Source organism: Plantactinospora alkalitolerans, assembly GCF_015690345.1.
GTDB lineage: Bacteria > Actinomycetota > Actinomycetes > Mycobacteriales > Micromonosporaceae > Plantactinospora > Plantactinospora alkalitolerans.
On record NZ_JADPUN010000206.1, the window covers coordinates 17,309 to 41,291 of the forward strand.

Genomic DNA, 23,983 nt, shown 5'->3' on the forward strand with positions numbered 1-23,983 from the left:
GAGTAGATCTTGACAATCTCCTGCTGTTCCTGCGACTGTTCCCACGACAAGAGTCGTCAACATCTCGGCGACCCTGAGGGTCGGACGGGGTTCAGCTCTGCTGGACGTTGCGGGTGAGTGCGGCGAGTTCGGCCTCGCGGTCGGCGCGGTCGCGGGGCCAGCCGGCCGCGTCCGGCCGGCGCTGCCAGGGCAGTGGCCCGCCCGGCGGCCGGTACTCGACACCGAGCGCGTCCAGCCGGCCCAGGTGGGCATGCAGCCGGTCGTCGAAGCCGTCCGCGCTGCCCGCCGCCGACCAGACCGCCTCGGCGAACGCGGAGAGCCGGGGAAAGGCCAGGTAGTCGACGGTGCGTGGACTGTCGGCGTGCTCGGTCCAGAGGTTGCACTGCGCGCCGACGATCCGGTCCCGCAACTCGGCCGGCAGGTCGGCGGGTACCGGCTCGAAGGCCCGGACGTCCGCCACGGTGAGCACCGTACCGACCGGGATCGGCTCGTCCGGGCCGTCGGACTGCCGGTAGTCCAGATAGGCGGCGGTGTCCCAACAGGCCACCACCTCGTGTCCGGCGCGGGCCGCCGCGACCGCCAACGCCGGCCCCCGCCAGGCGGCGACCGTCGCGCCCGGCGGAAGCGAACCCTCCAGGATCTCGTCCCAGCCGAACAGCATCCGGCCGCTCGCGGCGAGGTGCTGCTGGAACTGCCGGACGAACCAACCCTGCAACTCGTCCTCGCCGCGCAACCCGAGATCCCGCATGCGCTGCTGGGCGAGGGGACTGGCCCGCCACTCGTCCTTGACGCACTCGTCGCCGCCGATCCCGATGTGCCGGCTCGGAAACAGCTCCATCACCTCGTCCAGCACGTGCCGGAAGAACGCGACGGTCTCGTCGGAGACGTTGAGCACCCGGCCGGAAACCCCCCACCGGGTGCCGACCGCGGCCGGCTCGCCGGAGTCGTTGCCCAGTTCCGGATAGGCGGCGATGGCGGCCTGGGTGTGACCGGGCAGGTCGATCTCGGGTACGACGGTGACGAACCGCTCCGCCGCGTACGCGACGATCTCCCGGATGTCGTCCTGGCTGTAGTAGCCGCCGTGCGGCCTGCCGTCGAACCGCTCGTGCTGGCGTGACCCGACCATCGACTCGGCACGCCATCCGCCGACCTCGGTCAGTCGGGGGTAGCGCCGGATCTGGATTCGCCAGCCCTGGTCGTCGGTCAGGTGCAGATGCAGCACGTTCAGCTTGTGCGCGGCCAGCAGGTCGACGAGGCGCAGCACCCCGGCGACCGGCAGGAAGTGCCGGGCGACGTCGAGCATGCAGCCCCGCCAGCCGAACCGGGGCGCGTCGGCGATCTCGACACCCGGCACGGTCCACGGGCCGGCCGTCACCGGCGCGCGACGGTACACGGCCGGCGGCAGGAGTTGGCGCAGGGTCTGGGCACCGTAGAAGGCGCCGGCGGGGGAGCCTCCGGTGATGGCGATCCCGTCGGGGCGTACCCGCAGGTGGTAGCCCTCGGCGGGCATAGTCGGGTCGACGGTGAGGGCGATGCCGCCGGGTCCGGCTGGTCCGGGCAGCGGCAGGCCGGTGGCGCCGGAGAGCGCCGTCCGCAGCCAGTGCGCGACCCCGGCGCAGGCCGGGTCCGCGCCGAGGGTCGTCGCCGCGTCGAGGGTGAAGGTGCCGGAGCCGGTACGGGTGACGGCGACCGGACGGGGCAGCACTATTCCTTCACCGCCCCGCCGAGGCCGGAGACCAGGCGGCGCCTGACGAAGACGAAGAAGACCAGCACCGGGATGGTCATCAGGGTCGAGGCGGCCATGATCCCGCCCCAGTCGTTCTCGTCCGGCTTGAAGAACACCAGCAACGCGGCCGGCAGGGTCTGGTTCTCGGTGGCGCTGATGATGAAGGTCTTCGCGAACAGGAAGTCGTTCCACGCGATGATGAAGGAGAAGACGCTGGTCGCCGCCAGGCCGGGCGCGATCAGCGGAAACAGGATCCGCCACAGGATGGTGAACCGGGAGGCGCCGTCCATGATGGCCGCCTCCTCCACCTCCTTCGGCACCGCCGCCACGAAGCCGCGCAGCATCCAGATCGCGAACGGCAGGCTGAAGGCGACCTGTACCAGGATCAGCGAGCCGAGGGTGTTCAACCCGACGCCGGGTACCGTCCGGCCGAGATCGCGGATCTGGAAGAACAGCGGAATGCTCAGCGCCTCCACCGGCACCATCTGGGCGATCAGGAACAGCACCAGGATGGTGGTCCGGGTGCGGAAGCGGTAGCGGGTCAGCGCCACCGCGGCCAGGAACGCGATCAGCGCGCTCAGCGCGACCACCGCCAGCGCGACGACCAGGCTGTTCAGGAGGTACCGGCCGAAGCCGCTGACCCCGAGCGCGGACCGGAAGTGGTCCAGGGTCGGGTGCAGCGTCCACGGGCGGGGATCGGCGGAGAGGATCTCGCCGGTCGGCTTCAACGCGGACAGCACCATCCAGTAGATCGGGAACACCGTTGCGACCGCGACCGCGATCGCCACGCCGTCGGCGATCCGACGCCGCACCACCCTCACAGTTCCTCCCCGGTGCGGCGGAGTGCCCGCAGGTAGAAGAGGGTGACCACGAGCAGGATCACCGTCATCACGATGCCGATCGCCGAGCCGAGGCCGTACTGGGCGGAGGCGAAGGCCTTCTGGTACGCGTACACGTTGAGCACCATGTTCTGGCCGGCGATGCCGCCGCCCCTGGTCATCACGTAGATCTGGGTGAACACCTTGAAGTCCCAGATGATCGACTGGATCACCACGATCGTGATGAGCGGGCGCAGCATCGGCGCGGTGACCCGGCGGAACGTGGTGAAGGTGCTCGCCCCGTCCAGCGCCGCCGCCTCCAGCACCGAACCGGGGACGGCCTGGATCCCGGCGTACAGGGTGATCATCACGAACGGAAAGGAGTGCCAGACCACCACCGCGCCGACCAGCGCGAACGCCACGCTCCGGTCGTAGAGCCAGTTGTAGCCGTCCAGGCCCAGCACCTCGTTGACCAGGCCGAGGTTGCTGTCGAACAGGAACGCCCAGACGACCGAACCGGTCATCGCCGGCGCGGCCCAGGCGGTCAGGGCGGCGAACGACAGCACCGTCCGGGCCACCCGGCCGATCCGGGTCATCAGCACCGCCAGCGCGGCGCCGAGGGCGAGCGTCACCAGCACGCAGCCGGCGGCGAAGACCACCGTCTGGTTGAGCACGCTCCAGAACGCCGGATCGCCGAACAGGGTACGGAAGTTGCCCGTGCCCACGAACCGGGCCGGCTCACCGCCGCTGACCTGTGGCTGCCCGTACTCGAAGGTGGAGAGCAGGCCGAGTTGGTACAGCGGGTACGCGAACATCGGCACGAGAACGGCGAGCGCCGGCAGCAGCAGCCACAGGGGCGTCAGCCGCTGCCGGCGGAGCGTAACGGACGACGACACGTCGCTACTTCCCGAGCGCCGTACTGATCTGGGTGTTCGCCTCGGCCGCCGCGGCGTCGACGGTCGCCTTGCCGGTGATCACCTTCTGCAGCATGTTCGGCAGGATCTTCTCGGCGTCGATGGTGGTCCACGCCTTGTCGACGGGGACGAACTTCGTTCCGGCGTCCATCGTGTCGACGAACGGCTTCAGGAACGGCTCCTTGGCGATCACCTCGGTCCGGCCCGACTTCATCGCCGGCACGAAGCCCATCGCGTCGTACAGCTTGAGGGTGTACTTCCTGCCCGCCAGCAGGTGCATGAACTCCACGGCCAGGCTGCGGTGCGTGGTGGAGCGGAAGACGCCGAGGCTGCTGCCGCCGGCGAAGGCGGGCGCGATCGATCCGGGTCTGGTGCCGGGCAGCGGTACGACGCCGTACTTGCCCTTGACCGCCCCGGCCTCCACCGCCGAGCGGTTGAAGTTGCCCAGGATGCCCATTCCGGCCCGGCCGGCGGCGAACGCCTCGACGGTGCCGCCACCGGTCAGGTCGACGCACTGCTGCGGCGGGCAGATGTCGGCACTGAACAGGTCGGTGTACGCCTTGATCCCGGTCTTCGCGGCGGGCGAGTCGATCGCGGCGGTGTACTTCCCGCCGGACCCGGTGGCGATGTCACCGCCGGCGTCCCAGACGAACGGCAGTGCGCCGAAGGTGTAGAGCCCGCCGACCGCGATCCCGAGCATGTCCTTGCGCTCGGCCCGGATCTTCCTGGCGGTGCTGACGAGTTCGGCGTACGAGGTGGGTGGGGTCAGGCCGAGGGAGGTGAAGACGTCGGTGCGGTAGTAGAGCGCCCGTACCCCGATCCACCACGGCACGCCGTACGCCTTGTCGCCCACGGTCACCGTCTGCACCAGGTCGGCCGGCAGGTCGGCGCCCTCGGACCAGGACCTGTTCTGCTCGGTGACGTCGGCCATCCCGTTCGAGGCGACGAAGCCGGCCAGGTCGGTGTTGCCGACCTCGGTCACGTCGGGGGCGCTGGCCGGGTCGTTGAGCGCGCCCTTGTACTTCTCGGCCCGGGTGTCGGTGGCGAGGTAACTGACGTCGACCTTGACGCCGGAGTGTGCGGCGGTGAACTCGGCGATCGCCTCGTTCACGACCGCCTCCTTGGCGGCGCGGTTGGCCTCGTCGAAGAGCCAGACCCGCAGCGTGCCGGTCTTGGTGTCGGCGCTGTCGGTTGGCTGGTCGGTGGAAGGTGCGCAGGCGCCGGCGCCGAGCGCGAGCGCGAGCAGCGCGGGAAGGGCCAGGAGTTTCCGCACGGGCTCTCTCCTCGAATAACGAGCTAGGTTCGTAATTAGGTCGATATGGATGTCTTACAGGCTGGGCCGCCCGCAGCGTCGCGTCAAGTCACAATTTCCCTGCTCAGAGCCCCTTTGTGGACATGCCGGCGGGCCGCCCGGCGATGCCGGACGGCGGGTCACCGATCCGGTCAGTCGGCCAGGTACAGCACTGTGTCGATCTCGATGTCGAAGCCCGCCAGGGCGACCGGCAGGATGGTCCGGATGGGCATGGGTCAACCTCCGTGTCGGGGAAACTGTTCGGCGAGCCCGTCCGGGCCCACCAGGGGCGGGGTCAGCAGGTGGCGTACCGCGCGTTCCCGGCCGGCCAGGGCGTGCCGCTGCGCGTCCGTGAGCGGAACCCACGGCGGTACGGGCTGGGGCAGCCGGGGTGGCAGCGGCCGGCCGGCCCGGTACGTCAGCTCGTTCACCAGCCGGGTCGGTGCGTGGCGGCGCTGCCCGTGCACGTCGACGTACTCGAACCGGCCGTCCTGAACGGCGAAGACCGCGATGTCGGCGGGTGCGCCGACGCCGAGGGTGCCGACACCACCGGGCAGGCCCAGCGCCCGCGCCGGTCCGACGGTCGCCGCGGCCACCACCTGCGGCAGGCTCATCCCGACGGCCAGCATCTTGGCCATCGTGGTCGGCAGGTCGAACGCCGGACCGTGCAGCGACCTGCTGTGCAGGTCGGTGGAGACGGTGTGCGGCGGCATGCCGGCCGCCAGCTGCGCCTCGAGGACGTCGAAGGCGAACCCGCCGGAGCCGTGCCCGATGTCGAACAGCACCCCGGCCCGGTACGCCTCCCGCGCGGCCGGGGTCGACCCGGCCGGTCCGGCGGCGATCCCGGCCGGCCCGGCGGCGACCCCGGCCGGTCCGGCGGCGATGCCGCTGGCGCAGTGCGTGATGATGTCGCCTGGTCGCAGCAGCGGCAGCATCTGCGCGATCGTCGGCGGGCCGGCGCCGATGTGCACCATCACCGGCAGCTCGCAGGCCTGTGCCGCCTCGACCGCCCGGCGCAGCGGGGTCAGGCCGTGCGTGCCGACGTTGTGCCGGTCCATCCGTACCTTGATCCCGACGACCGTGTGCCGGTGCGCCCGGACGGTCGCGACCGCCAGTTCGACGTCGCAGTTGGCCAGTTCCCGGGACTCGCCGACCGGGGCGATCAGCCCCACCGCGGAGATGTTCAGCAGCGCCGGCACCCGCACCGCGTAGCCGGCCGCGGCGGCGGCGAAGGCCGGAAACGAGTACGCACCGGCCGAGCCGGCGTCCACCCAGGTCGTCACGCCCGAGCGCCAGGCCACCGGATCGGGGTCGATGCCCCAGTACGTCGCGCCCGGGTACACGTGTGTGTGCAGGTCGACCAGGCCGGGGGTGACGAGCCGGCCGGTCAGGTCGGCGACCTCGGCGGCGTCGTCGCGGGGCAGCCGGGGCGCGACCATGGCGATCCGGCCGTTGCGGACCGCGACGTCGTACCGGCCGGCCCGGTCGCTGCCCGGATCGAGCAGCTCCCCGCCGGTGAGCAACAGATCCCACCTGGCTGCCCTGCCGCGCTCGGTCACCGGGCCTCGATCGCGGTGCCGATGGCCAGCCGGTAGAGGCGGGCGGGACGACCCTTGCGGTGCAGTTGCGTGCTGCCCTCGACCTCGACCAGCCCGGCGTCGCTCAGTTTGCGGATCAGGCGCCGGCCGCTGGGGTCGGTGATGCCGAGTTGGGAGGCGAGGTCGCCGGGGGAGATGGCCCGGCCGTCCAGGGTCCGCTCGATGGCCGCGAGCCGGGACAGCGTCGCCGCGCTCAGCCCCACCTCACCGGCGAGCCGCTCCAGTTCGACGCCGTGCTCCCGATAGGTGAAGGCGACCGAGGAACCGGCCGGACTCATCGGGCCGATGATGACCCCGCTGTCCTCGATCAGGTACGCGCTGGGCGTCTCCTCCTGCTCGGCCCGGGTCGCCGCGCGTTCGGCCAGGTGCAGGCAGCTCCGCGCGGACACGCCGACCCCGAAGCCGGCGACGACCCGGATCCCGAGGGTCTCCTGCGCCTGGCCGAGCGCGGGCAGCGACACCCAGCCGCTGGTCGCCTGTTCGAACAGGGCCTGGTGGGCGAAGACCACCACCCCGCGGCGGCCCCGGTTCTCTATCCAGGCGTCGCCGAACTCCGGCGTGTGAAGCAGCAGGTTCAGCAGGCCCACCCGGGCCCGGTCCAGGTCGAGTTGGGGGCTGGCCCGGTCGACCAGGAAGACGCCGGCGGCGAAGCGTAGCGCACTGGCCTGTTTGGACTGCACCCGCAGGGCCAGCTCGTGCAGTTGGGCGCGGAGCGTGGCGGGTCCCGGAAGGCCGCCGAGCACCCGGGTGGTGCCCTGGAGCTGTGCCGCGACCGCGGTGCGCAGGCTGATCACGTACTCGGCGCCGGTCCGGGTCAGTGCCGAGTGGTGGAACGCCACGATCTCGGCCACGCTCTGTTCCGGGTCGTACGGCAGGCAGCTGATCTGCTTCGGGTCCAGCTCCAGGGCCTGGACGACCTCGTCGACGGTCCGCGCGTCGTACGTGTCGATGCTGACCGGGGTGGGTCGCCAGCCGCGCGCCAACGCCTTGAACAGGGCCAGCGACAGGTCCAGTCCGGCCGAGCGGAGGATGGCGACGAGCAGGTCCGGGGGCAGCAGGTCCCGGCACTTGGCGTACGGGACGGGGCCGAGCAGCAGGCCGTCGACGCGCTGCCGGGCGAGCAGTCCGGCGACGAGCCGGCGGACGGCGTCCTCGTGCTCGTAGACGACCCACTCCAGGGTCACCCCGGCCAGGGTGCGTGCCGCGTCCTCGAACACGGTGCGGTGGCTGGCGTGGATGACCAGACCGATCACCATCGACGCTCCAGGTTCGAAAGTAGTTCGTATCCAGCGATGTGGACAGCCTGGGTCTTCGACGTGTGGTCCGTCAAGCGGTTGACGTCAAGTTCGTGATCAGGCAGGCTCGGCAGCCAACAGCGAGCCACATCCGAACATCTGCGGGAGAGCCGTGCTCCGCGATCAGCTCGACGAGCCTGCCCTCGACTGGCGGGCCAAGGGGTTCTGGCAGCCCGGCCCGCCGGTGTCGTCCGCCGACTTCGCCGCCGCCGGCCACCACCTGTTCGGCGGCGCCGTGACCTGGCCGGTGCTGGTGGCCCGGTCCACCGCCATCACCCACAACATCGACACGATGGCGGCGTTCTGCGCCCGGCACGGCTTCTCGTTCGCCCCGCACGGCAAGACCACCATGGCACCGACACTGTTCGCCGCGCAGCTCGCGGCCGGAGCCTGGGCGGTCACCGTCGCCACCGCCAACCAGCTCCTCGCCTGCCGTGCCCTCGGCGTGCCCCGGGTACTGCTGGCCAACCAGCTCCTCGACCCGGTGCCGCTGCGGTGGCTGGCCGGCGAACTCGACCACGGGTTCGAGGCACTGTGCTACGTGGACTCGGTCGCCGGGGTCGAGGCGATCGGCGCCGCCCTCGCCGACCAGCCGGGCACGACGCCGGTGCGCGTACTCGCCGAACTCGGGCACGCCGGCGGGCGGACCGGTTGCCGTACCGTCGACGAGCTGGTCGAGGTCGCCGAGGCGGTCGCCGCCACCGCCCGGGTACGCCTCGACGGCGTCAGCGGGTACGAGGGCGGCCTGCCCGACGTGCCGGCGGTCGCCGCGTACCTGGGGCGGATCCGGGAGGCGACGGTCCGGCTGGCCGACCGGGGGCTGCTGGCGACGGAGGTGGTCGTGAGCGCCGGAGGCAGTGCCTGGTTCGACGTGCTGGCCGACCAGCTCGGCGGTGCCTGGCTACCCGGTCACGACCTGCGGGTGGTGCTGCGCAGCGGCGCGTACGTCACCCACGACCACGGCTACTACGCCGAGCACACGCCGTTCCGGCGGGTTCCGGGCGAGGGTTCGCTGGAGCAGGCGCTGGAGATCTGGGCCCAGGTCACCTCGACCCCGGAACCGGGGCTGGCGATAGTCGGGATGGGCAAGCGGGACGCACCGTACGACGAGGGCCTGCCGGTCCCGCTGCGGATCCGCCGGCCCTCCGGTGCGGTCGAGGGCGCCGACGGACTGGGCGTGACCCGGCTCAACGACCAGCACGCGTATCTCCGGGTGCCGCCGGAGACCGAGGTCCGCCCCGGTGACCTGGTCTGCTTCGGCATCTCCCATCCGTGTACCGCCTTCGACAAGTGGCGGACCATTCCGGTGGTCGACGACGACTACACGATCGTGGACGTCCTGCACACCTACTTCTGAGCGGACGTCGGGTCGCGGCGGGCGTCGGGTCAGGAGCGGGCGGGGCGCCGCAGGAAGTCGAGGAGCGCTCCGGCCAGTTGTACTGGCGCCTCCTCGGCCATGTGGTGGCCGGAGTCGATCTCGACGGTGTGCACCTCGTCGGCCCAGTTCCGCCAGATGGCGGCCGGATCGCCGTACAGCTTGACCATGTCGTCCCGGGTCGACCAGCCGAACAGGACCGGGCAGCGGATCCGGCGGCCGGCGGCCCGGTCGGCGTCGTCGGCGGCGCGGTCCACACCCAGCCCGGCGCGGTAGTCCTCACACATCGCGTGCACGGTCTCCGGATCGTGGATGGCCGCCCGGTAGTCCTGGTACGCCGCCGCGCCCATCCGTTCGGCGTCGCCCCGGTACCAGGCGTCCGGATCGGCGTTGATCACCCGCTCGGCGGGCTTCTCGGTCTGGCCGAGGAAGAACCAGTGCCACCAGGCGCCGGCGAACCTGGCGTCGGCGCGGGCCAGCGCCTCGCCGATGGGTACCCCGTCGAGCACCGCGAGCCGGGTCACCGCCGCCGGATGGTCCAGCGCCATCCGCTGGGCGACGTACGAGCCCCGGTCGTGTCCGACCACGGCGAACCGCTCGTGTCCGAGGACGCGCATCAGGGCCACGCCGTCCCGGGCCATCGCCCGCTTCGAATACGTCGAGTGGTCGGCGACGGTCGGCGGTTTCGTCGACTGCCCGTACCCGCGCAGGTCGGGGCAGACCACGGTGTGCCGGTGGGCGAGCAGCGGCGCGACCCGGTGCCAGGTGACGTGGGTACGCGGATGGCCGTGCAGCAGCAGCACCGGTGTGCCGGTGCCGTCGTGCCGTACCCGCAGCTCCACGTCGCCGACGTCGATCCGGTCCAGGGTGAATCCGTCGAACATGATCCGTGCCTTCTCCGCTCCCGGTACCGGCGAAACCCCGAGGTGGGCGGCGATGGGGAGCTGCCGACGATCCGGAGCGTCAGGATCGCGGGTAACTTTCCGTGAGTTGTGGCCAACTTTTGCATCCGTGGACCAAAGCTGGCGCGCTTCTCCCTTTTCTTCTCGGGATGCAGCCTCTAACGTGTGTCTATCCGTAACAGAGACGAACCCTGATCGTCATATCCCGTTGGGGCACCGGCCCGGCGGAGCTTACGAAGGCGTTCCGGCCGCCACAGCCGGAATGCCCCTCCCCGCGCGCCGCGGGTGGCACGCCGGCGCGCCCGTCAGGTTGTTCCACGCCCTCGGAGGACGGTTCGGCGACGCGATTGCGGCGTCGGCCGGTCGGCCGCACGCGCCGAGGGCAGGTCTTGAATCGATCCGACACCCCGGGCGGCCCCCGCCGCCCGGAATCGGGGCGGCCCCGGCCGCCCGGAAAGGCGTGGGACATGACCAGGACAGACCGGCCGATGGATCCGGCGGCCCGGCGACAACTCACCAGGCGGAGCATCCTCGCCGCCTCGGCGGGCGCGGCAGCCGCGCTCAGCGCGGTCGGCGCCAACGTGCTGCGGACCGAGAAGCCGGCGATCGCGCACGGGCAGCTCAGGGCCGAACCGCTCATCCCGGCCCGGAACCGCGGGATCATCCTCTACAGCGTCCGGGACCGCATCTCCGCCGCCCCGGACGACAGCGGCGTCCCGTACGGCTTCGAGCGGGTGCTGGCCCGGATCGCCGAACTCGGCTACCAGGAGGTCGAGTTCGCCGGCTACACCCAGAGCACCGAGATCCTGGGCCGGCAGATCACCCCGGCGGAGATCCGGAAGATCCTCGACGACAACGGGCTGGTGGCCAACGGCACCCACGCCTCGATCAACCCGGCCACCTTCGAGCAGCAGATGGACATCGCCGAGACCCTCGGGATGAAGCACATCGGCACCGGCAGCGACCCGACGAACTCCTCGTACACCTCGGACTGGGACGCGGCGGCGGACGTCTGGAACGAACTCGGCCGGCAGGCCCGGCGGCGCGGGCTGCGGCTCTACACCCACAACCACGACGCGGCCTACTCCTTCCTGCTCGACGCGGGACCGCTGGACGCGAACGGGAAGCCGACCCGCTCCTCCGGCACCCGCCGGCTGGAGTACTTCTTCCGGAAGACCGACCCGAGGTACGTCTTCTTCGAACTCGACATCTACTGGGCCTACGTCGCCCGGTTCAAGCACCAGAAGTACGTCGACCGGTACGACCGCGAGCGGACCGATCTGTTCGACCCGGTCCTCAACGTGGTGGCGCAGAGCAAGCGCTTCCCGCTGTTCCACGCCAAGGACGGCAACCGGAACAGCGCGCTGGCGAACGGTTACGAGATGACGCCGCTGGGCGAGGGCGACATCAACTTCCAGCAGTTCTTCCAGACCATCGGCGACGCCGACTTCCGGCACGCCAACTGGGAGCAGGACACCGCGCCCGGCGGTGCCGCCAACCCCGGCCAGTCGCTGGACTTCGCCGCGATCAGCTACACCAACATGTCGGAACTGACCATCTACCGTCGCTGACCGGTCCGGGCGGGGCGCGGCACCGTGCGCCCCGCCCGCCCGACATCCACCGCCCGACATCCACCTCCCGCGAACCACCGACCGCACCCCCCGGGCATCCCCGGCGGACGTGGCACCGCGCCGGGGCACGCGCCTGTTCCTGCCCGCACGACCGGGTGCCAAGACGGAGGAGACATGCACGCGACCCTGCGCCGCTGGCTGACCGTTCTGGCGGCAACCGCAACGATCATTCCCCTGAGCACCGCCGCGCCGGCCGCCGCCGTACCCGATCCCGGCCCGGCCGCGGGCTCCGGCGACACCCTCGTCGCCCGGGAGAACGGCCCCGCCACGCTCCGGTCCGACGTCCGGGCACCCCGCGACTACGGCGTCCTGGTCTTCACGAAGACGGCCGGCGCCCGGCGGGCCTCCATCCCGGACGGCGTACGGGCGATCCGCGACCTCGGCCGGGACAACGGCTTCACCGTCACCGTCACCCAGGACGCCGGCGCGTTCACCGAACAGAACCTGGCCCGCTACCGTACGGTGATCTTCCTCAACACCACCGGCAACATCCTCAACGCCGCCCAGGAGGCCGCCTTCGAGCGGTACGTCAAGGCCGGCGGCGGATACGCCGGGGTGCACGCGGCGGCCGAGACCGAGCCGGACTGGCCGTTCTACCAGAGCCTGCTCGGCGCGAAGGCCACCGGCGCGTCCGCCGTGGAGCCGGGCAACGTCGACGTCGCCGACCGGGCGCACCCGTCGACCGAGACCGTGCCCCGCACCCTGACCCTGACCGAGGAGTGGTACGACTTCTCCGCCAACGTACGGGGCAACGCGCACGTGCTGGCCACCGCCGACGAACGCAGCTTCGCCGGCGGCGGCATGGGCTTCGACCACCCGGTCGCCTGGTGCAAGGACCACCAGGGCGGACGCTCGTGGTACACCGGGCTCGGCCACTCCGTCGAAACCTACCGGTCCGGCGCCTTCACCAGACACCTGCTCGGCGGCATCCAGTGGGCCGCCGGCGTGGTCGAGGGCGACTGCGGCGCCACCGTGACCGGCAACTACGAGAAGGTCACCCTCAACGACGAGCCGGGCGAGCCGATGTCGCTGGCGGTGCTGCCGGACGGCCGGGTCCTGCACAACACCCGCAACGGCCAGATCCGGCTCTACGACCCCGACACCGGGGCCAGCCCGGTGATCGCGAACGTCCCGGTCTACAGCCACGACGAGGACGGCCTGCAAACCGTGGCGATCGACCCCGACTTCGCCACCAACAACTGGGTCTACCTCTACTACGCACCGCCGCTCGCCACCCCGGTCGACAACCCGGCGACGCCCGGCGTCAACGAGGGCGACGCCCCGGCCACCAGCACCGACCCCACGGTCTGGGACAAGTTCAAGGGCTACAACCAGCTCTCCCGGGTCAAGATGGTGCAGGGCCCGACGCCGCACCTGGACATGAGCACCGAGCAGCAGATCCTGCGGGTGGACGTCGACCGGGGCATCTGCTGCCACGTCGCCGGCAAGGTGAAGTTCGACGGAAAGGGACTGCTCTACCTGATCACCGGTGACGACACGAACGCGGGCGGCTCGGACGGCTACGTCCCGATCAACGAGTCGCCGACCCAGGGGCCGGGGTACGACGCCCAGCGCTCCGCCGGCAACACCAACGACCTGCGCGGCAAGCTGCTGCGGATCAAGGTGAAGCCGAACGGGACGTACACGGTCCCGGCCGGCAACCTCTTCCCGGAGGCGCAGGACCACGACGGCAGAACCCGTCCGGAGATCTTCCTGATGGGGCTGCGCAACCCGTTCCGGTACGACGTCGACCCCTCCGGCCGGGTCTACGTCGGGGACTACTCCCCGGACAGCCGTACGGCGAGCCCGACCCGTGGACCGGAGGGAACCGGGCGCTGGTTCTCCACAAACAAGGCCGGCAACTACGGCTGGCCGTACTGCTACTCGCCCGGGTTGCCGTACGTCGACTTCGACTTCGCCACCCGGACCTCCGGGACGCCGTTCAACTGTGGTGCCCCGGTCAACGACTCGCCCCGGAACACCGGGCTGACGGTGCTGCCGGCGGTGCAGCAGCCGCAGTTCTGGTACACCTACGAGGCCCGTACCCCGTGCCCCGGCGCCTACCTGGAGTCGCCGCCGACCGGCTGCGACTTCAAGTGGCCGGTGATCGGCACCGGGGGAGTCGGCCCGCACGGCGGACCGATCTACTCGTACGACCCGGCGTCGACGTCGGAGACGAAGTTCCCCGAGTATTACCACGACGCCGTCGTCTTCGGCGAGTTCACCCGGGACAAGATCTTCATGATGCGGACCGACGGCAGGGGCGGCCTGGTCGGAGTCGAACAACTGCTGCCCGGGTTCGTCTTCGACAACCCGATGGAGATGGAGTTCGGCCCGGACGGCAGCCTCTACCTGCTGGAGTACGGCGACGGCTTCTTCAACGCCAACCCGGACGCCCAGCTCTCGGTGATCCGCTACGTGAAGGGCACCCGGTCACCGGTGGCGGTGCTGAACGCGACGCCGACGTCCGGGCAGGCACCCCTGACGGTGAACTTCTCGGCCGTCGGCTCGTACGACCCGGATCCGGGCGAGTCCATCTCGTACGCCTGGGACTTCACCAGCGACGGTACGGTCGACTCGGCCGACCCGAGCACGTCGTACACGTACTCGGCGAACGGGACCTACACGGCACGGTTGACGGTGACCGACTCCAGCGGAAAGACGGGAGTGCTGACCCGGACCATCACGGTCGGCAACACCGCGCCGACGGTCACGGTGACCAGCCCGGTCGCGGGTTCCTTCTTCAACTGGGGTGACCAGATCCCGTACACGGTGACGGTCACCGACCCGGAGGACGGCACCATCGACTGCTCCCGGGTGACCGTCAGCTTCGTGCTCGGGCACGACACCCACGGCCACGAGCACGGCTCGACCACCGGCTGCACCGGGACGTTGCAGTCCCCGGCCGACGGTGCCGATCACGCCGGCGGCTACCTGTACGGCGGGATCAGCGCCTCGTACACCGATCTCGGCGGCGGCGGCCAGCCGGCGCTGACCACGGTGAACCAGGTCGTCGTGCAGACGTACCGGCAGCAGGCCGAGTTCGCCCAGGTGCGGCAGAACGTGACGGTCGCGAACACCGGCGACACCGGTGGCGGCCAGCACGTCAACGGGATCGACGCGGGCGACCACATCGCGTTCGACCCGATCAACCTGGGCGCCGCCAGCGCGATCACGTTCCGGGTCTCCGGCGGCTCGGCGGCCACCGCCGGTACGCCCCGGGCAACGGTCGAGCTGCGGCTCGACTCCCCGACCGGTCCGCTGGTCGGCACCGCCACGCTGAACGCCACGACCGGCAACAACGACTGGTCCAGCCAGAGCCTGCCGGTCAACCAGCCGGCCGGCGGCCACCGGCTCTACCTGGTCTTCCAGTCGGTCCCTGGTGGCCCACCCACCGGACTGGTGAACCTCAACTGGGTGGAATTCGCTCCGTAGAAAGGTAAGGAAGGGCCCCCGCTTATCGCTTTCTGCATAAGCGGGGGCCCTTCTTAACATCTCAGCCCGGTGGCCCCGAGGGCCGGTGCCAGGTGGCGGAGAGACTCGACCCAGCCGCGGGCGAGCGCGTCCGGTGGCGTCCTCGGCCCGCGCCGATCGTTCGCCTATAGGGGAAGCGAGGCGGAGCTTCGGGGGAGTGGGGGCGGCAACTCGATGGCGGGCGAGGATACGGCGGCACTGTTACGACAGCCTGACGCACCGAAGCGGGCGACCCTCCTGGAACTCCTGCTCGACGTGGTCTACGTCGCCGCCCTCGCGCTCATCTCGATGAGGCTGGCGGACGACGTGAACTGGCTCGGCGCGGCGCGGGTGCTGGTGCTGCTGATGGCGGTCTGGTGGATCTGGTCGATCACCGCACTGCTGACCGACTTCTACAACCCGGAGCAACTCGGGATCCAACTCGTGGTCGCCTGGGCCATGTTCGGCAGCATCGTGATGACCGCCGCTCTTCCGCACGCGTTCCGGCAGCAGGGATGGGTGTTCGCCGGAATATACGTCGGGATCCACGTCGGGCGCGGAATCGTGCTGGTGGCCCTGCTGCGCGGGCACGAGGCCCAGGCCCGCGCGGCCCGCTTCCTTCTCTGGTTCGTCGTCTCGGGTGTGGCCTGGATCGCCGGGGCCTTCCTGCCGAGCCCCATGCGACTCGCGCTCTGGGCCGTCGCCCTGATGATCGACTACGTGGGTGCCGCACTGCGATATCCCACGCCCCGGCTCGGCCGGGTGCCGCTGTACCAGTACGACAAGGCGAGCGAGCACCTCGGCGAGCGGTACCAGCAGTTCATAATCCTCGCCCTCGGCGACATCATCCTGGTGCCGGTGGTGCAGAACGACGGGCGGGGGTTCAGCACGGAGCGGCTGGGCGGGCTCCTCCTGGCATTCGCCACGATGCTCCTGCTCTGGCACATCTATGTCTACCGTGCCGGCGCGTTTCTCCAGGTGGCGATCAGGAGGGGACCGGGCCGGACCACCCGCTGGGCGCCGTACACCCACATGCTGATGGTGGCCGGCATCGTGTCGACCTCCGCCGGGTTCGAGCTTGTGATCAACGGGTCCAGGAGCCGTGCGGGACTGGGCTGGGTGATGGTGGTGGTCGGCGGGCCGACCCTGTTTCTGATCGGACGGACGGTCTTCGAGTACGAGATCTTCGGCAGGTTCTCCTGGTCGCGGCTCCTCTGGTTGGTCGTACTGGTCGGGATCGCGCCGCTGCTCGTGTCTCCGCCGCTGATCGTCGCGGCCGCCGTCACCGGTGTCGCCCTGCTCGGGGTCGGGCTGTCGGACGCGATCAGGGCGAAGCGGATGTCCGCGCCGGGTGGACACTCCACGCGGTCGTGACATTGTCTGCGGGGCTTCCTTTTGCTGTTTCGGCAACTCGACTTGTCGAAACCGGCTCCGCGGGCGGAGAGTTCGACCTGGGTGGTGGTCGTCCGTCTGGACGGCAGCACTCCGACCGGGACAGGGAGGCTCAGCGATGGACAGGACATACGACGTACTGGTGGTGGGTGGTGGCGCGGCCGGGCTCAGCGCCGGACTGGCCCTGGCTCGGGCCCGTCGCGCGGTACTGGTGGTCGACGCCGGCGCGCCCCGCAACGCCCCGGCCGGACACGTGCACAACTACCTGGGCCGCGAGGGGACGCCGCCGGGCGAGCTGCTGGCGGACGGACGCGCGGAACTGACCGGGTACGGCGGCGAGGTCATGACCGGCCGGGCCGTCCTGGCCGAGTCGCTGGACGGCCAACCGGACGGTACGCGCTTCCGGGTCGAACTCGCCGACGGTCGATCCGTGCTGGCGCGACGACTGCTGATCGCCACCGGTCTGGTGGACGAGCTGCCGGACATCGCGGGGCTCGCCCAGCGGTGGGGTCGGGACGTGCTGCACTGCCCGTACTGCCACGGATGGGAGGTCCGGGACCAGGCGATCGGCATCCTGGCGACCGGCCCGATGGCGACGCACCAGGCCCTGCTGTTCCGGCAGTGGAGTCCCGACGTGACGCTGTTCCAGCACACCGCCGCCCCGCTCGGCGCGGACGAGCGGGAGCAACTCGCCGCCCGGGGCATCCCGGTGGTGCCGGGCGAGGTCGTCGCGTTGGAGGTCGCCGACGACCGGCTCACCGGTGTCCGGCTGCGCTCGGGAGAGGTCGTTCCGCGCCAGGCCGTGGCGGTGCTGCCCCGGTTCACCGCCCGGGCCGAGCTGCTCGCCCCACTCGGACTGGAGCCGACCGAACTGCGGGTCGACGGACACGTCGCGGGTAGCTACGTACCCGCCGATCCGACCGGCGCGACCTCGGTTCCGGGAATCTGGGTGGCCGGCAACGTCGCGGACGTCCGGGCCGGGGTGATCAACGCCGCTGCGGCGGGCCTGAACGTCGCCGCGGCGGTCAACGCCGATCTCGTCGCCGAGGACACCCGGCGGGCGGTGGCGGAACACCGGCGCGGAGCGGGCTCGTCCGCCGTCCCGGCCGGCACACCGGCCGGGTCCTCCCTCACCGAGTCCTCCGCTGCCGAGCCCTTCTCGGCCGAGTTGGAGCGGGAGTTGTCCGAGCGGGTACTCGGGGACCGCCGGCACGGCTGGTGAGTCGGCACGGCCGGTGAGTCGGCACGGTCAGTCGACCGGTGGCGGCACCCGCTCCCGGCCCTCCCGGGCCGTCGCCCGATCCTCGCCCTCGGCGGTGTCGGCCGGGTTCCCGCCCCGGGCGGTGTCGGCCGGACTCTCGCCCCGGGCGGTGTCGGCCGGACTCTCGCCCCCGGCGGTGTCGGCCGGACTTTCGCCCCCGGCGGTGTCGGCCGGACTCTCGCCCCCGAGCATGTCGGTCCGAGGCTTGTCCTCGGGGCGGTCGGCCGTTCGTTCGGTCTTCGAGGCCAGGGCCCGGCGCCTCCGGACCAGCCGGAACACGACCGGCGCGAGCAGGGCCAGCACGGTGGCGGTGAACAGCGTTCCGGAGATCGGCCGGGTGACGAAGCCGGTCGGGTCACCATCGAAGATCCGCATCGACTGCCGGAACGCGGTCTCCAGGATGCTGCCGAGGACGAAGGCAAGCACCAGCGGGCCGGGCTCGAAGCCGGTCTTCTTCATCAGGTACCCGACCACCCCGAAGAAGATCACCAGCAGCATGTCGAATGTGCTGTTGTTGACGGTGTAGACGCCGAGCATCGTCACCATCACCACGATCGGGGCGAGGATGCTGTCGCGCACCGACACGAGCCGGACGAAGACGCCCACCAACGGAACACTGAGGATCAGCAGGAATATGTTGCCGATGTACATCGAGTCGACGACGCCCCAGAAGACCTCGGGATTCTCGCTGATCAGGCGGGGGCCGGGCGGTATGCCCTGGAGCAGCAGCGCACCGAAGATCAGCGCCATCACCGGGTTGGTCGGGATGCCCAGCGTCAGCAGCGGAATGAACGACGACGTCGCGGCGGCGTTGTTCGCCGTCTCCGGGGCCGCCACACCCTCGATGGCGCCCCGACCGAACCGTTCCGGGGTCTTGCTGCGCCGCTTCTCCAGGGCGTACGCGGCCATCGACGACAGCACGCCGCCGCCGCCGGGCAGCAGGCCGATGACGAAACCGACCACCGAACCCCGGCCCACGGCTCCACGCGACTGCCGCCAGTCCGCGCGGGACGGCCACACGTTGCTGACCGTCGGCTTCGGCAGTTTGTTCCGGGCCCGGTGTTCGAGGTGGTACAGGATCTCGCCGAGCCCGAACAGTCCCATCGCCAGGGCGACGAAGTCGACCCCGTCGGCCAGGTTGATGCTGCCGAACGTGAACCGTGGCGAGGCGAACAGCGGATCCGGTCCCATCGCGGCGAGCAGCAGACCCAGCGCGGCGGCGGCGAGGCTCTTCGCGGTCGACACCGTGCCGAGGGTGGCGACCAGCAGGATTCCCATGGCGGCCAGCACGGCGTTCTCCGGCGGCCCGAACCCGAGCGAGAACCGGGCCAGCACCGGGGCGATCAGGGTCAGCCCGACGATGCTGACCGTGCCGCCGATGAACGACCCGATCGCGGCGATGCCGAGTGCCGAGCCGGCCCGGCCCTGCCGCGCCATCTGGTACCCGTCGATGGTGGTGATCACGGTGGCCGCCTCGCCGGGCAGCCGCAGCAGGACCGAGGTGATCGTGCCGCCGTACATCGCGCCGTAGTAGATGCCGGCGAGTCCGATGATCGCGGACTCGGCCGGGATCTCGTACGTGATCGGCAGCAGCAGGGCGATCGTCGCGACCGGACCGAGGCCCGGCAGGACGCCGATCACCATTCCGATCACGACACCGGCGAGGACGTACAGCAGATTGACCGGGGTGAACACCACCCCGAAGCCGGAGACGACGGGGTCGAGGAGGTCCACTCAGAAGGCCAATCTCGGTAACGGGACGCCGAGTCCGGTGATGAACAGCAGGTAGAGCGCCAGCGTGGTGGCGGCGCTGACCGCCGCGGTGACCAACCAGGACTCCCGGCCGAGGACCTTCAGCCAGAGCACCATGACCAGCAGGGTCGGGATCTCGAAGCCGATCCGGCTGATCAACAGGACGAAGACGACCAGCCCGGCGAGGCCGACGGCGATCCCGATCGCGCCCCGACTGAACTGTTCGGCGTCCCGCGTCCCGCGCTCGAAGATCAGCGTCCACGAGCCGGCACCGACCAGGAGCAGGCTGGCCAGCGCGGGCCAGAGACCCGGCCCCGCCTCCACCGGTGTGCCGAGGGAGAGCGAGACCGAGTACGCCAGGCAGGCCAGCCCCAGCGCGACCGGTACCACGGCGGCGACGAGCTGCCCCAGCCGGCCGGCGGGCGGGATGTCGGTCGGCATCGCCTCCGGCAGGGCCGGTGGAGGCACCTCGTCGAGGTCCGGCCGACTCATTTCGGCCGACTCATTTCGGCTGGAGCCCGAACCGGTCGATCAGTATCTTGTACCGGTCGAAGTCTCCCTTGACCTTGCTGGCCACCTCGGCGCCCTCGACCTCCAACCGGTCGATGAAGTTCCGCTTGAGGAAGGCGTCGTACTCGGGATCCTTGACCGCCTCCCGGAACGCCTTCTGCAGCGCCGTCACCGCACCGTCGGAGATGGACTTCGGTCCGGCGATGAAGCGCGCCTGGTCGACGGTGAGGTCGAAGCCCTTCTCCGCCACGGTCGGCAGATCCGGCAACGACGGGCTGCGCTGCTGGCTGAACACCCCGAGCCAACGCAGTTCCCCGGACTCCACCAGCCGCATCGACTCGGCCGGCTGCGAGGCGCCGATGTCCACCTGTTTGCCGAGCACGGCGGTGACGGCCGGCCCGCCCCCGCCGAACGGGACGTCGGTGGCGTTGACGCCGGCGAGTTTGTAGAACGCGGTCTGCGCGAAGTATGCCCCGGTGCCCACGCCCGAATGCCCGTACGTGATCCGCCGACCGCTGTCCTTGAGCGCGATGACGTCGTCGAGGGTCTTGAACGGGGAGTTCTTGTGCGCGACCAGGACGATGTTCTCGACCGTCAGCCCGATGACCACACGCAGGTCCTCGAGCGAGACCGTGTCGGCGTTCCTGACCAATTGTGGGGTGAGCGTGAACAGCGAACTCGGTGGAAAACCGATCTTGTAGCCGTCGCCCTGGGCGGCGGCCACCTCCTTCGTGCCGACGGCGGCGGCCGCGCCGTCCCGGTTGACGATCACCATCGAGTGGCCCAGCGGCTCCTCGATCGCCTTTCCGAGCGTCCGCGCGATGAGGTCGGTGCTGCCACCCGGTGCGAACGGCACGATCAGTTCGACCGATCGTTGCGGGTACGCCGAGTCGGCGTCGCCCTCACCGCCGCCGGTCTGCACACCGCACCCTGCGAGGAACGTTCCCGCGCCGAGCCCCACACCCAGTCTCAGGGCGGCACGCCTGTTCATGGCGTGCCCCAAAGCCGAATCGGTCACTGGTTCCTCCCTGGCGGTACAGATGGGAGATCTCGTCCGGTGAAACGTGTCACCTTGATACCCGGCGATCTTCGGGCTGTCAACCAAATCGCCGCCACCCGGACGGAACCGGACGCAATGCGAACGGCATTCATTACGGTCAGTGCGAGATAGCCTCATACACCTCTTTCCGGAAGGTGCGGTCGGCTCTTCCGGAAATGGTGCAGGTACCCCGCGTTCACGTCCGTCCGGGCGGGCGGGGCGCCGCCTCGCCGCTCCATCGGCCCGGTCAGGCGACCCGGGCGACCGCCCCGGTGGGCGGTTCCGGCACGGTGCCCGGGTGCAGGATCGCGGCGATCGCCTCGACGCCGTCGACGAGGCGGGGGCCGGGTCGCACCACCAGACCGTCCGCGTCGACCGCCCACACCGGTACGCCCGGCAGCCGCTCCGGAACCACCCGGGCCTGTCGGGCCGCACCGTCGAGGTGGAAGCCGCACGGCGTGACGAGGACGACGTCCGGCGCGGCGTCGGCGAACTCCTGCCAGGTGGTCTCCACGGAACGCGCGCCGGGGCGGGCGGCCACCGGCTCGCCTCCGGCGGCCCGGATCAGGTCGGGCACCCAGTGTCCGGCGGTGAACGGTGGCTCGACCCACTCCACGACCGCGACCCGGGGCCGTGGCCGGTCCCGTACGGCCGAGGCGACCGCCGCGAGCCGGGAGCGGAGTCCGGCGACCAGCCGCTCGGCGCGGTCGGGCACGCCGGTCCGGTCGCCGACCGCGACGATGGTGTCGAGCACCTCGTCCAGGGTGTACGGATCGAGCGACAACACGTCGGACCGGCAGCCGAGATAGTCGAGGGCGTTCTCGACGTGGTCCGACGGCAGGGCGCAGACCCGGCACAGGTCCTGGGTCAGGATCAGTTCCGGATCGAGCCCGGCCAGCGCGTCGGCGTGCAGGGCGTACAGATCGCCACCCGCCGCCAGTTGCGTCTTCACGTACTCGTCGATCTCGCCGGGGGTCATTCCCCGGGTGTCCCGGCCGCCGACCACGACGGCCTTGTCGGTACGGGCGGACGGCGGCTCGTCGCACTCGAAGGTCACCCCGACGAGATCGTCCCCGAGGCCGAGGGCATAGACGATCTCGGTCGCGGACGGCAGCAACGACACCAGGCGCATCCGACCATCGTGCCTCCCTGGTGGAGTTCCCTCGGACCCGCCCCCGGGGGACGGTCCCGTCGGTCAGCCGATTGGTTCAGCCGATCGGGTCAGCCGATCGGGTCAGCCGATTGGTTCAGCGGATCGGTTCAGTCGATCGGTTCCGCGGGCCAGGTCGGTGTGGCGGATTCTTCGTCGGGCGCAGGAGCGGCCTCGTCCGACGGCATCGTCAGCAGTCGCCGCACGACCTCGCCGGCCAGGGTGACGGTCGCGGTGCCCGCCAGCAGGGCGAGGGTCGACTGGTCCAGCACGGCGGCGCCGATGGACAGGCCCACGAGCAGCAGTTCGACCCCGAGCAGGGCGACGACCACCGAGGTCGCCGGCCCGGCGTGGCGGGTACCTCGCCGGCGCGGTGGTCTCCGGTGGTCTGCGGCTGGGTGGCGACGGCCCAACATTGACATAGGGCAATCATCCCGGGTTCGCGGGGCGCCTCGCAAGTGCAGATGCACGTGCACTTGCACTTGCAGCAGCCGCTCACGGAGCCGATCCGACCGCTCAACGGAGATCCGCCGCGACCCGGCGAGGACAAACCCTCGTCCCGTCGTACGGTTGCCCTTCCACGCCGCCGGCCCCGACCACTGGAGGATGCCTCGATGCCGTTCGACCCCGACCCGCAGATCAGACGGCACCGCAGCACGGACGTCACCCTGACCGTCACCGAGAACGGCGTACCGGCCGCTGACCGCGAGGTCGTGGTCGCCCAGCGCAACCATGAGTTCCTCTTCGGCTGCACCGGCTTCGAGTTCATCCCGCTCGCCAACGGCGAACTCACGACCCGGCCGGCGACCGGTCCGGGAGGCGGGCCGGGATCGCTGGGTGAGGCCGACGCGGGGCCGGTCGAACGGCTGGCCGAGCTCTGGCTCGACCTGTTCAACTTCGCGACGCTGCCCTTCTACTGGGGCCGCTTCGAGCCGGACCGTGGACAGCCGGACACCGCACGGCTGCGCGAGACGGCCCGGTGGTTCGCCGACCGGGGCTGCGTCGTCAAGGGCCATCCGCTCGCCTGGCACACGGTGAGCGCGGAGTGGCTCACGGAACTCTCCAATCAGGAGATCATCGAGGCGCAGACGGCGCGGATCCGTCGGGAGTCGACCGACTTCGCCGGCCTGATCGACATGTGGGACGTCATCAACGAGGTCGTGATCATGCCGATCTTCGACAAGTACGACAACGGCCTCACCCGGATCTGCCGCGAGATGGGCCGGATCCCGATGATCCGGATGGTCTTCGACGCGGCACGGAAGGCCAACCCGCAGGCCACGCTGCTGCTCAACGACTTCGACATGTCCGCCGCGTACGAGTGCCTGATCGAGGGCGTACTCGAGGCGGGGATCACCATCGACGCGCTCGGCCTGCAGAGCCACATGCACCAGGGCTACTGGGGAGAGGAGAAGACGCTCGACGTCCTCGACCGGTTCTCCCGGTACGGCCTGCCGATCCACTTCACCGAGACCACCATCCTCTCCGGCGATTTGATGCCGGCGGACATCGTGGACCTGAACGACCACCAGGTGTCGGAATGGCCCAGCACACCGGAGGGGGAGGCACGGCAGGCCGACGAGATCGTCCGGCACTACCGGACCCTGCTGTCGCATCCGTCGGTGCGGGCGATGACGTACTGGGGGATCGCGGACGGCGGCTGGCTGGGCGCCCCCGGTGGCTTCGTCCGCGCCGACGGTACCCCGAAGCCCTCGTACGACGCACTGCACGCACTCGTCAAGGGCGACTGGTGGCTACCGCCGACCACTTTCCGCACCGACGCCCACGGCCAGCTCCGGTTCAGCGCCTTCCTCGGCGAGTACGAGCTGCGCGCCGCCGGCCGCACAACGACCTTCCACCTCGCCACCCCCGCCAC

Annotated in this window: 18 protein-coding genes; 6 read left to right on the plus strand and 12 right to left on the minus strand. The window is 70.7% G+C overall.

Going from position 1 to position 23,983, the window contains the following annotated elements:
- Window positions 1–91: 91 nt before the first annotated feature.
- The 6 genes from I0C86_RS22610 to I0C86_RS22635 form a co-directional block, all read right to left on the minus strand.
- On the minus strand, window positions 92–1,705 hold the full coding sequence (locus I0C86_RS22610; RefSeq protein WP_323373792.1) for a beta-N-acetylhexosaminidase: 1,614 nt from the start codon (window positions 1,703–1,705) through the stop codon (window positions 92–94).
- A complete protein-coding gene (locus tag I0C86_RS22615) occupies window positions 1,705–2,547 on the minus strand; it encodes a carbohydrate ABC transporter permease (RefSeq protein WP_456319967.1) in 843 nt (280 codons plus the stop codon). The genes I0C86_RS22610 and I0C86_RS22615 overlap by 1 nt, the downstream gene beginning before the upstream one ends.
- Entirely contained in the window at window positions 2,544–3,440 is an 897-nt protein-coding gene (locus I0C86_RS22620) for a carbohydrate ABC transporter permease (RefSeq protein ID WP_323373793.1), read from the minus strand. Before I0C86_RS22620 ends, I0C86_RS22615 begins: the two co-directional genes overlap by 4 nt.
- A 4-nt stretch (window positions 3,441–3,444) precedes the next feature.
- On the minus strand, window positions 3,445–4,731 hold the full coding sequence (locus I0C86_RS22625) for an extracellular solute-binding protein (RefSeq protein WP_196203269.1): 1,287 nt from the start codon (window positions 4,729–4,731) through the stop codon (window positions 3,445–3,447).
- A 254-nt stretch (window positions 4,732–4,985) separates the two neighbouring features.
- Window positions 4,986–6,308, minus strand: coding sequence for an amidohydrolase/deacetylase family metallohydrolase (locus I0C86_RS22630; protein WP_323373794.1), 1,323 nt, complete (start codon window positions 6,306–6,308; stop codon window positions 4,986–4,988).
- Window positions 6,305–7,603, minus strand: a complete 1,299-nt coding sequence (locus I0C86_RS22635) for a helix-turn-helix domain-containing protein (RefSeq protein WP_196203270.1) — start codon at window positions 7,601–7,603, stop codon at window positions 6,305–6,307. Before I0C86_RS22635 ends, I0C86_RS22630 begins: the two co-directional genes overlap by 4 nt.
- A gap of 151 nt (window positions 7,604–7,754) precedes the next feature.
- On the opposite strand from I0C86_RS22635, the gene I0C86_RS22640 reads away from it, so the two are divergent.
- Entirely contained in the window at window positions 7,755–8,999 is a 1,245-nt protein-coding gene (locus tag I0C86_RS22640) for an alanine racemase (RefSeq protein ID WP_196203271.1), read from the plus strand.
- Between the two features lie 29 nt (window positions 9,000–9,028).
- Here I0C86_RS22640 and I0C86_RS22645 read toward each other — a convergent pair whose 3' ends face one another.
- On the minus strand, window positions 9,029–9,901 hold the full coding sequence (locus I0C86_RS22645; RefSeq protein WP_196203272.1) for an alpha/beta fold hydrolase: 873 nt from the start codon (window positions 9,899–9,901) through the stop codon (window positions 9,029–9,031).
- A 485-nt stretch (window positions 9,902–10,386) separates the two neighbouring features.
- Between I0C86_RS22645 and I0C86_RS22650 the strand changes: the two genes are divergently transcribed.
- The 4 genes from I0C86_RS22650 to I0C86_RS22665 all read left to right on the plus strand — a co-directional run bounded on the left by I0C86_RS22650 (window position 10,387) and on the right by I0C86_RS22665 (window position 17,617).
- Entirely contained in the window at window positions 10,387–11,490 is a 1,104-nt protein-coding gene (locus I0C86_RS22650; RefSeq protein ID WP_230394600.1) for a sugar phosphate isomerase/epimerase family protein, read from the plus strand.
- A gap of 174 nt (window positions 11,491–11,664) precedes the next feature.
- On the plus strand, window positions 11,665–14,985 hold the full coding sequence (locus tag I0C86_RS22655) for a ThuA domain-containing protein (RefSeq protein WP_196203273.1): 3,321 nt from the start codon (window positions 11,665–11,667) through the stop codon (window positions 14,983–14,985).
- 213 nt (window positions 14,986–15,198) lie between these two features.
- Window positions 15,199–16,377, plus strand: coding sequence for a low temperature requirement protein A (locus I0C86_RS22660; protein ID WP_196203274.1), 1,179 nt, complete (start codon window positions 15,199–15,201; stop codon window positions 16,375–16,377).
- 136 nt (window positions 16,378–16,513) lie between these two features.
- Entirely contained in the window at window positions 16,514–17,617 is a 1,104-nt protein-coding gene (locus I0C86_RS22665) for an NAD(P)/FAD-dependent oxidoreductase (RefSeq protein ID WP_196203275.1), read from the plus strand.
- A gap of 27 nt (window positions 17,618–17,644) precedes the next feature.
- Here the strand turns inward: I0C86_RS22665 and I0C86_RS22670 are convergent, their stop codons facing one another.
- The 5 genes from I0C86_RS22670 to I0C86_RS22690 form a co-directional block, all read right to left on the minus strand.
- On the minus strand, window positions 17,645–19,390 hold the full coding sequence (locus I0C86_RS22670) for a tripartite tricarboxylate transporter permease (protein ID WP_196203276.1): 1,746 nt from the start codon (window positions 19,388–19,390) through the stop codon (window positions 17,645–17,647).
- On the minus strand, window positions 19,391–19,900 hold the full coding sequence (locus I0C86_RS22675) for a tripartite tricarboxylate transporter TctB family protein (RefSeq protein WP_196203277.1): 510 nt from the start codon (window positions 19,898–19,900) through the stop codon (window positions 19,391–19,393).
- Window positions 19,901–19,910: 10 nt separating this feature from the next.
- Complete coding sequence (locus I0C86_RS22680; RefSeq protein WP_196203278.1) at window positions 19,911–20,936, minus strand: Bug family tripartite tricarboxylate transporter substrate binding protein; 1,026 nt, start codon at window positions 20,934–20,936, stop codon at window positions 19,911–19,913.
- A gap of 268 nt (window positions 20,937–21,204) precedes the next feature.
- Window positions 21,205–22,089, minus strand: coding sequence for a cobalamin-binding protein (locus tag I0C86_RS22685; protein WP_196203279.1), 885 nt, complete (start codon window positions 22,087–22,089; stop codon window positions 21,205–21,207).
- Window positions 22,090–22,217: 128 nt separating this feature from the next.
- Window positions 22,218–22,439, minus strand: coding sequence for a hypothetical protein (locus I0C86_RS22690; RefSeq protein WP_196203280.1), 222 nt, complete (start codon window positions 22,437–22,439; stop codon window positions 22,218–22,220).
- A gap of 282 nt (window positions 22,440–22,721) precedes the next feature.
- On the opposite strand from I0C86_RS22690, the gene I0C86_RS22695 reads away from it, so the two are divergent.
- Window positions 22,722–23,983, plus strand: a 1,262-nt coding sequence (locus I0C86_RS22695; protein ID WP_196203281.1) for an endo-1,4-beta-xylanase, incomplete at its 3' end; no start/stop codon positions are given.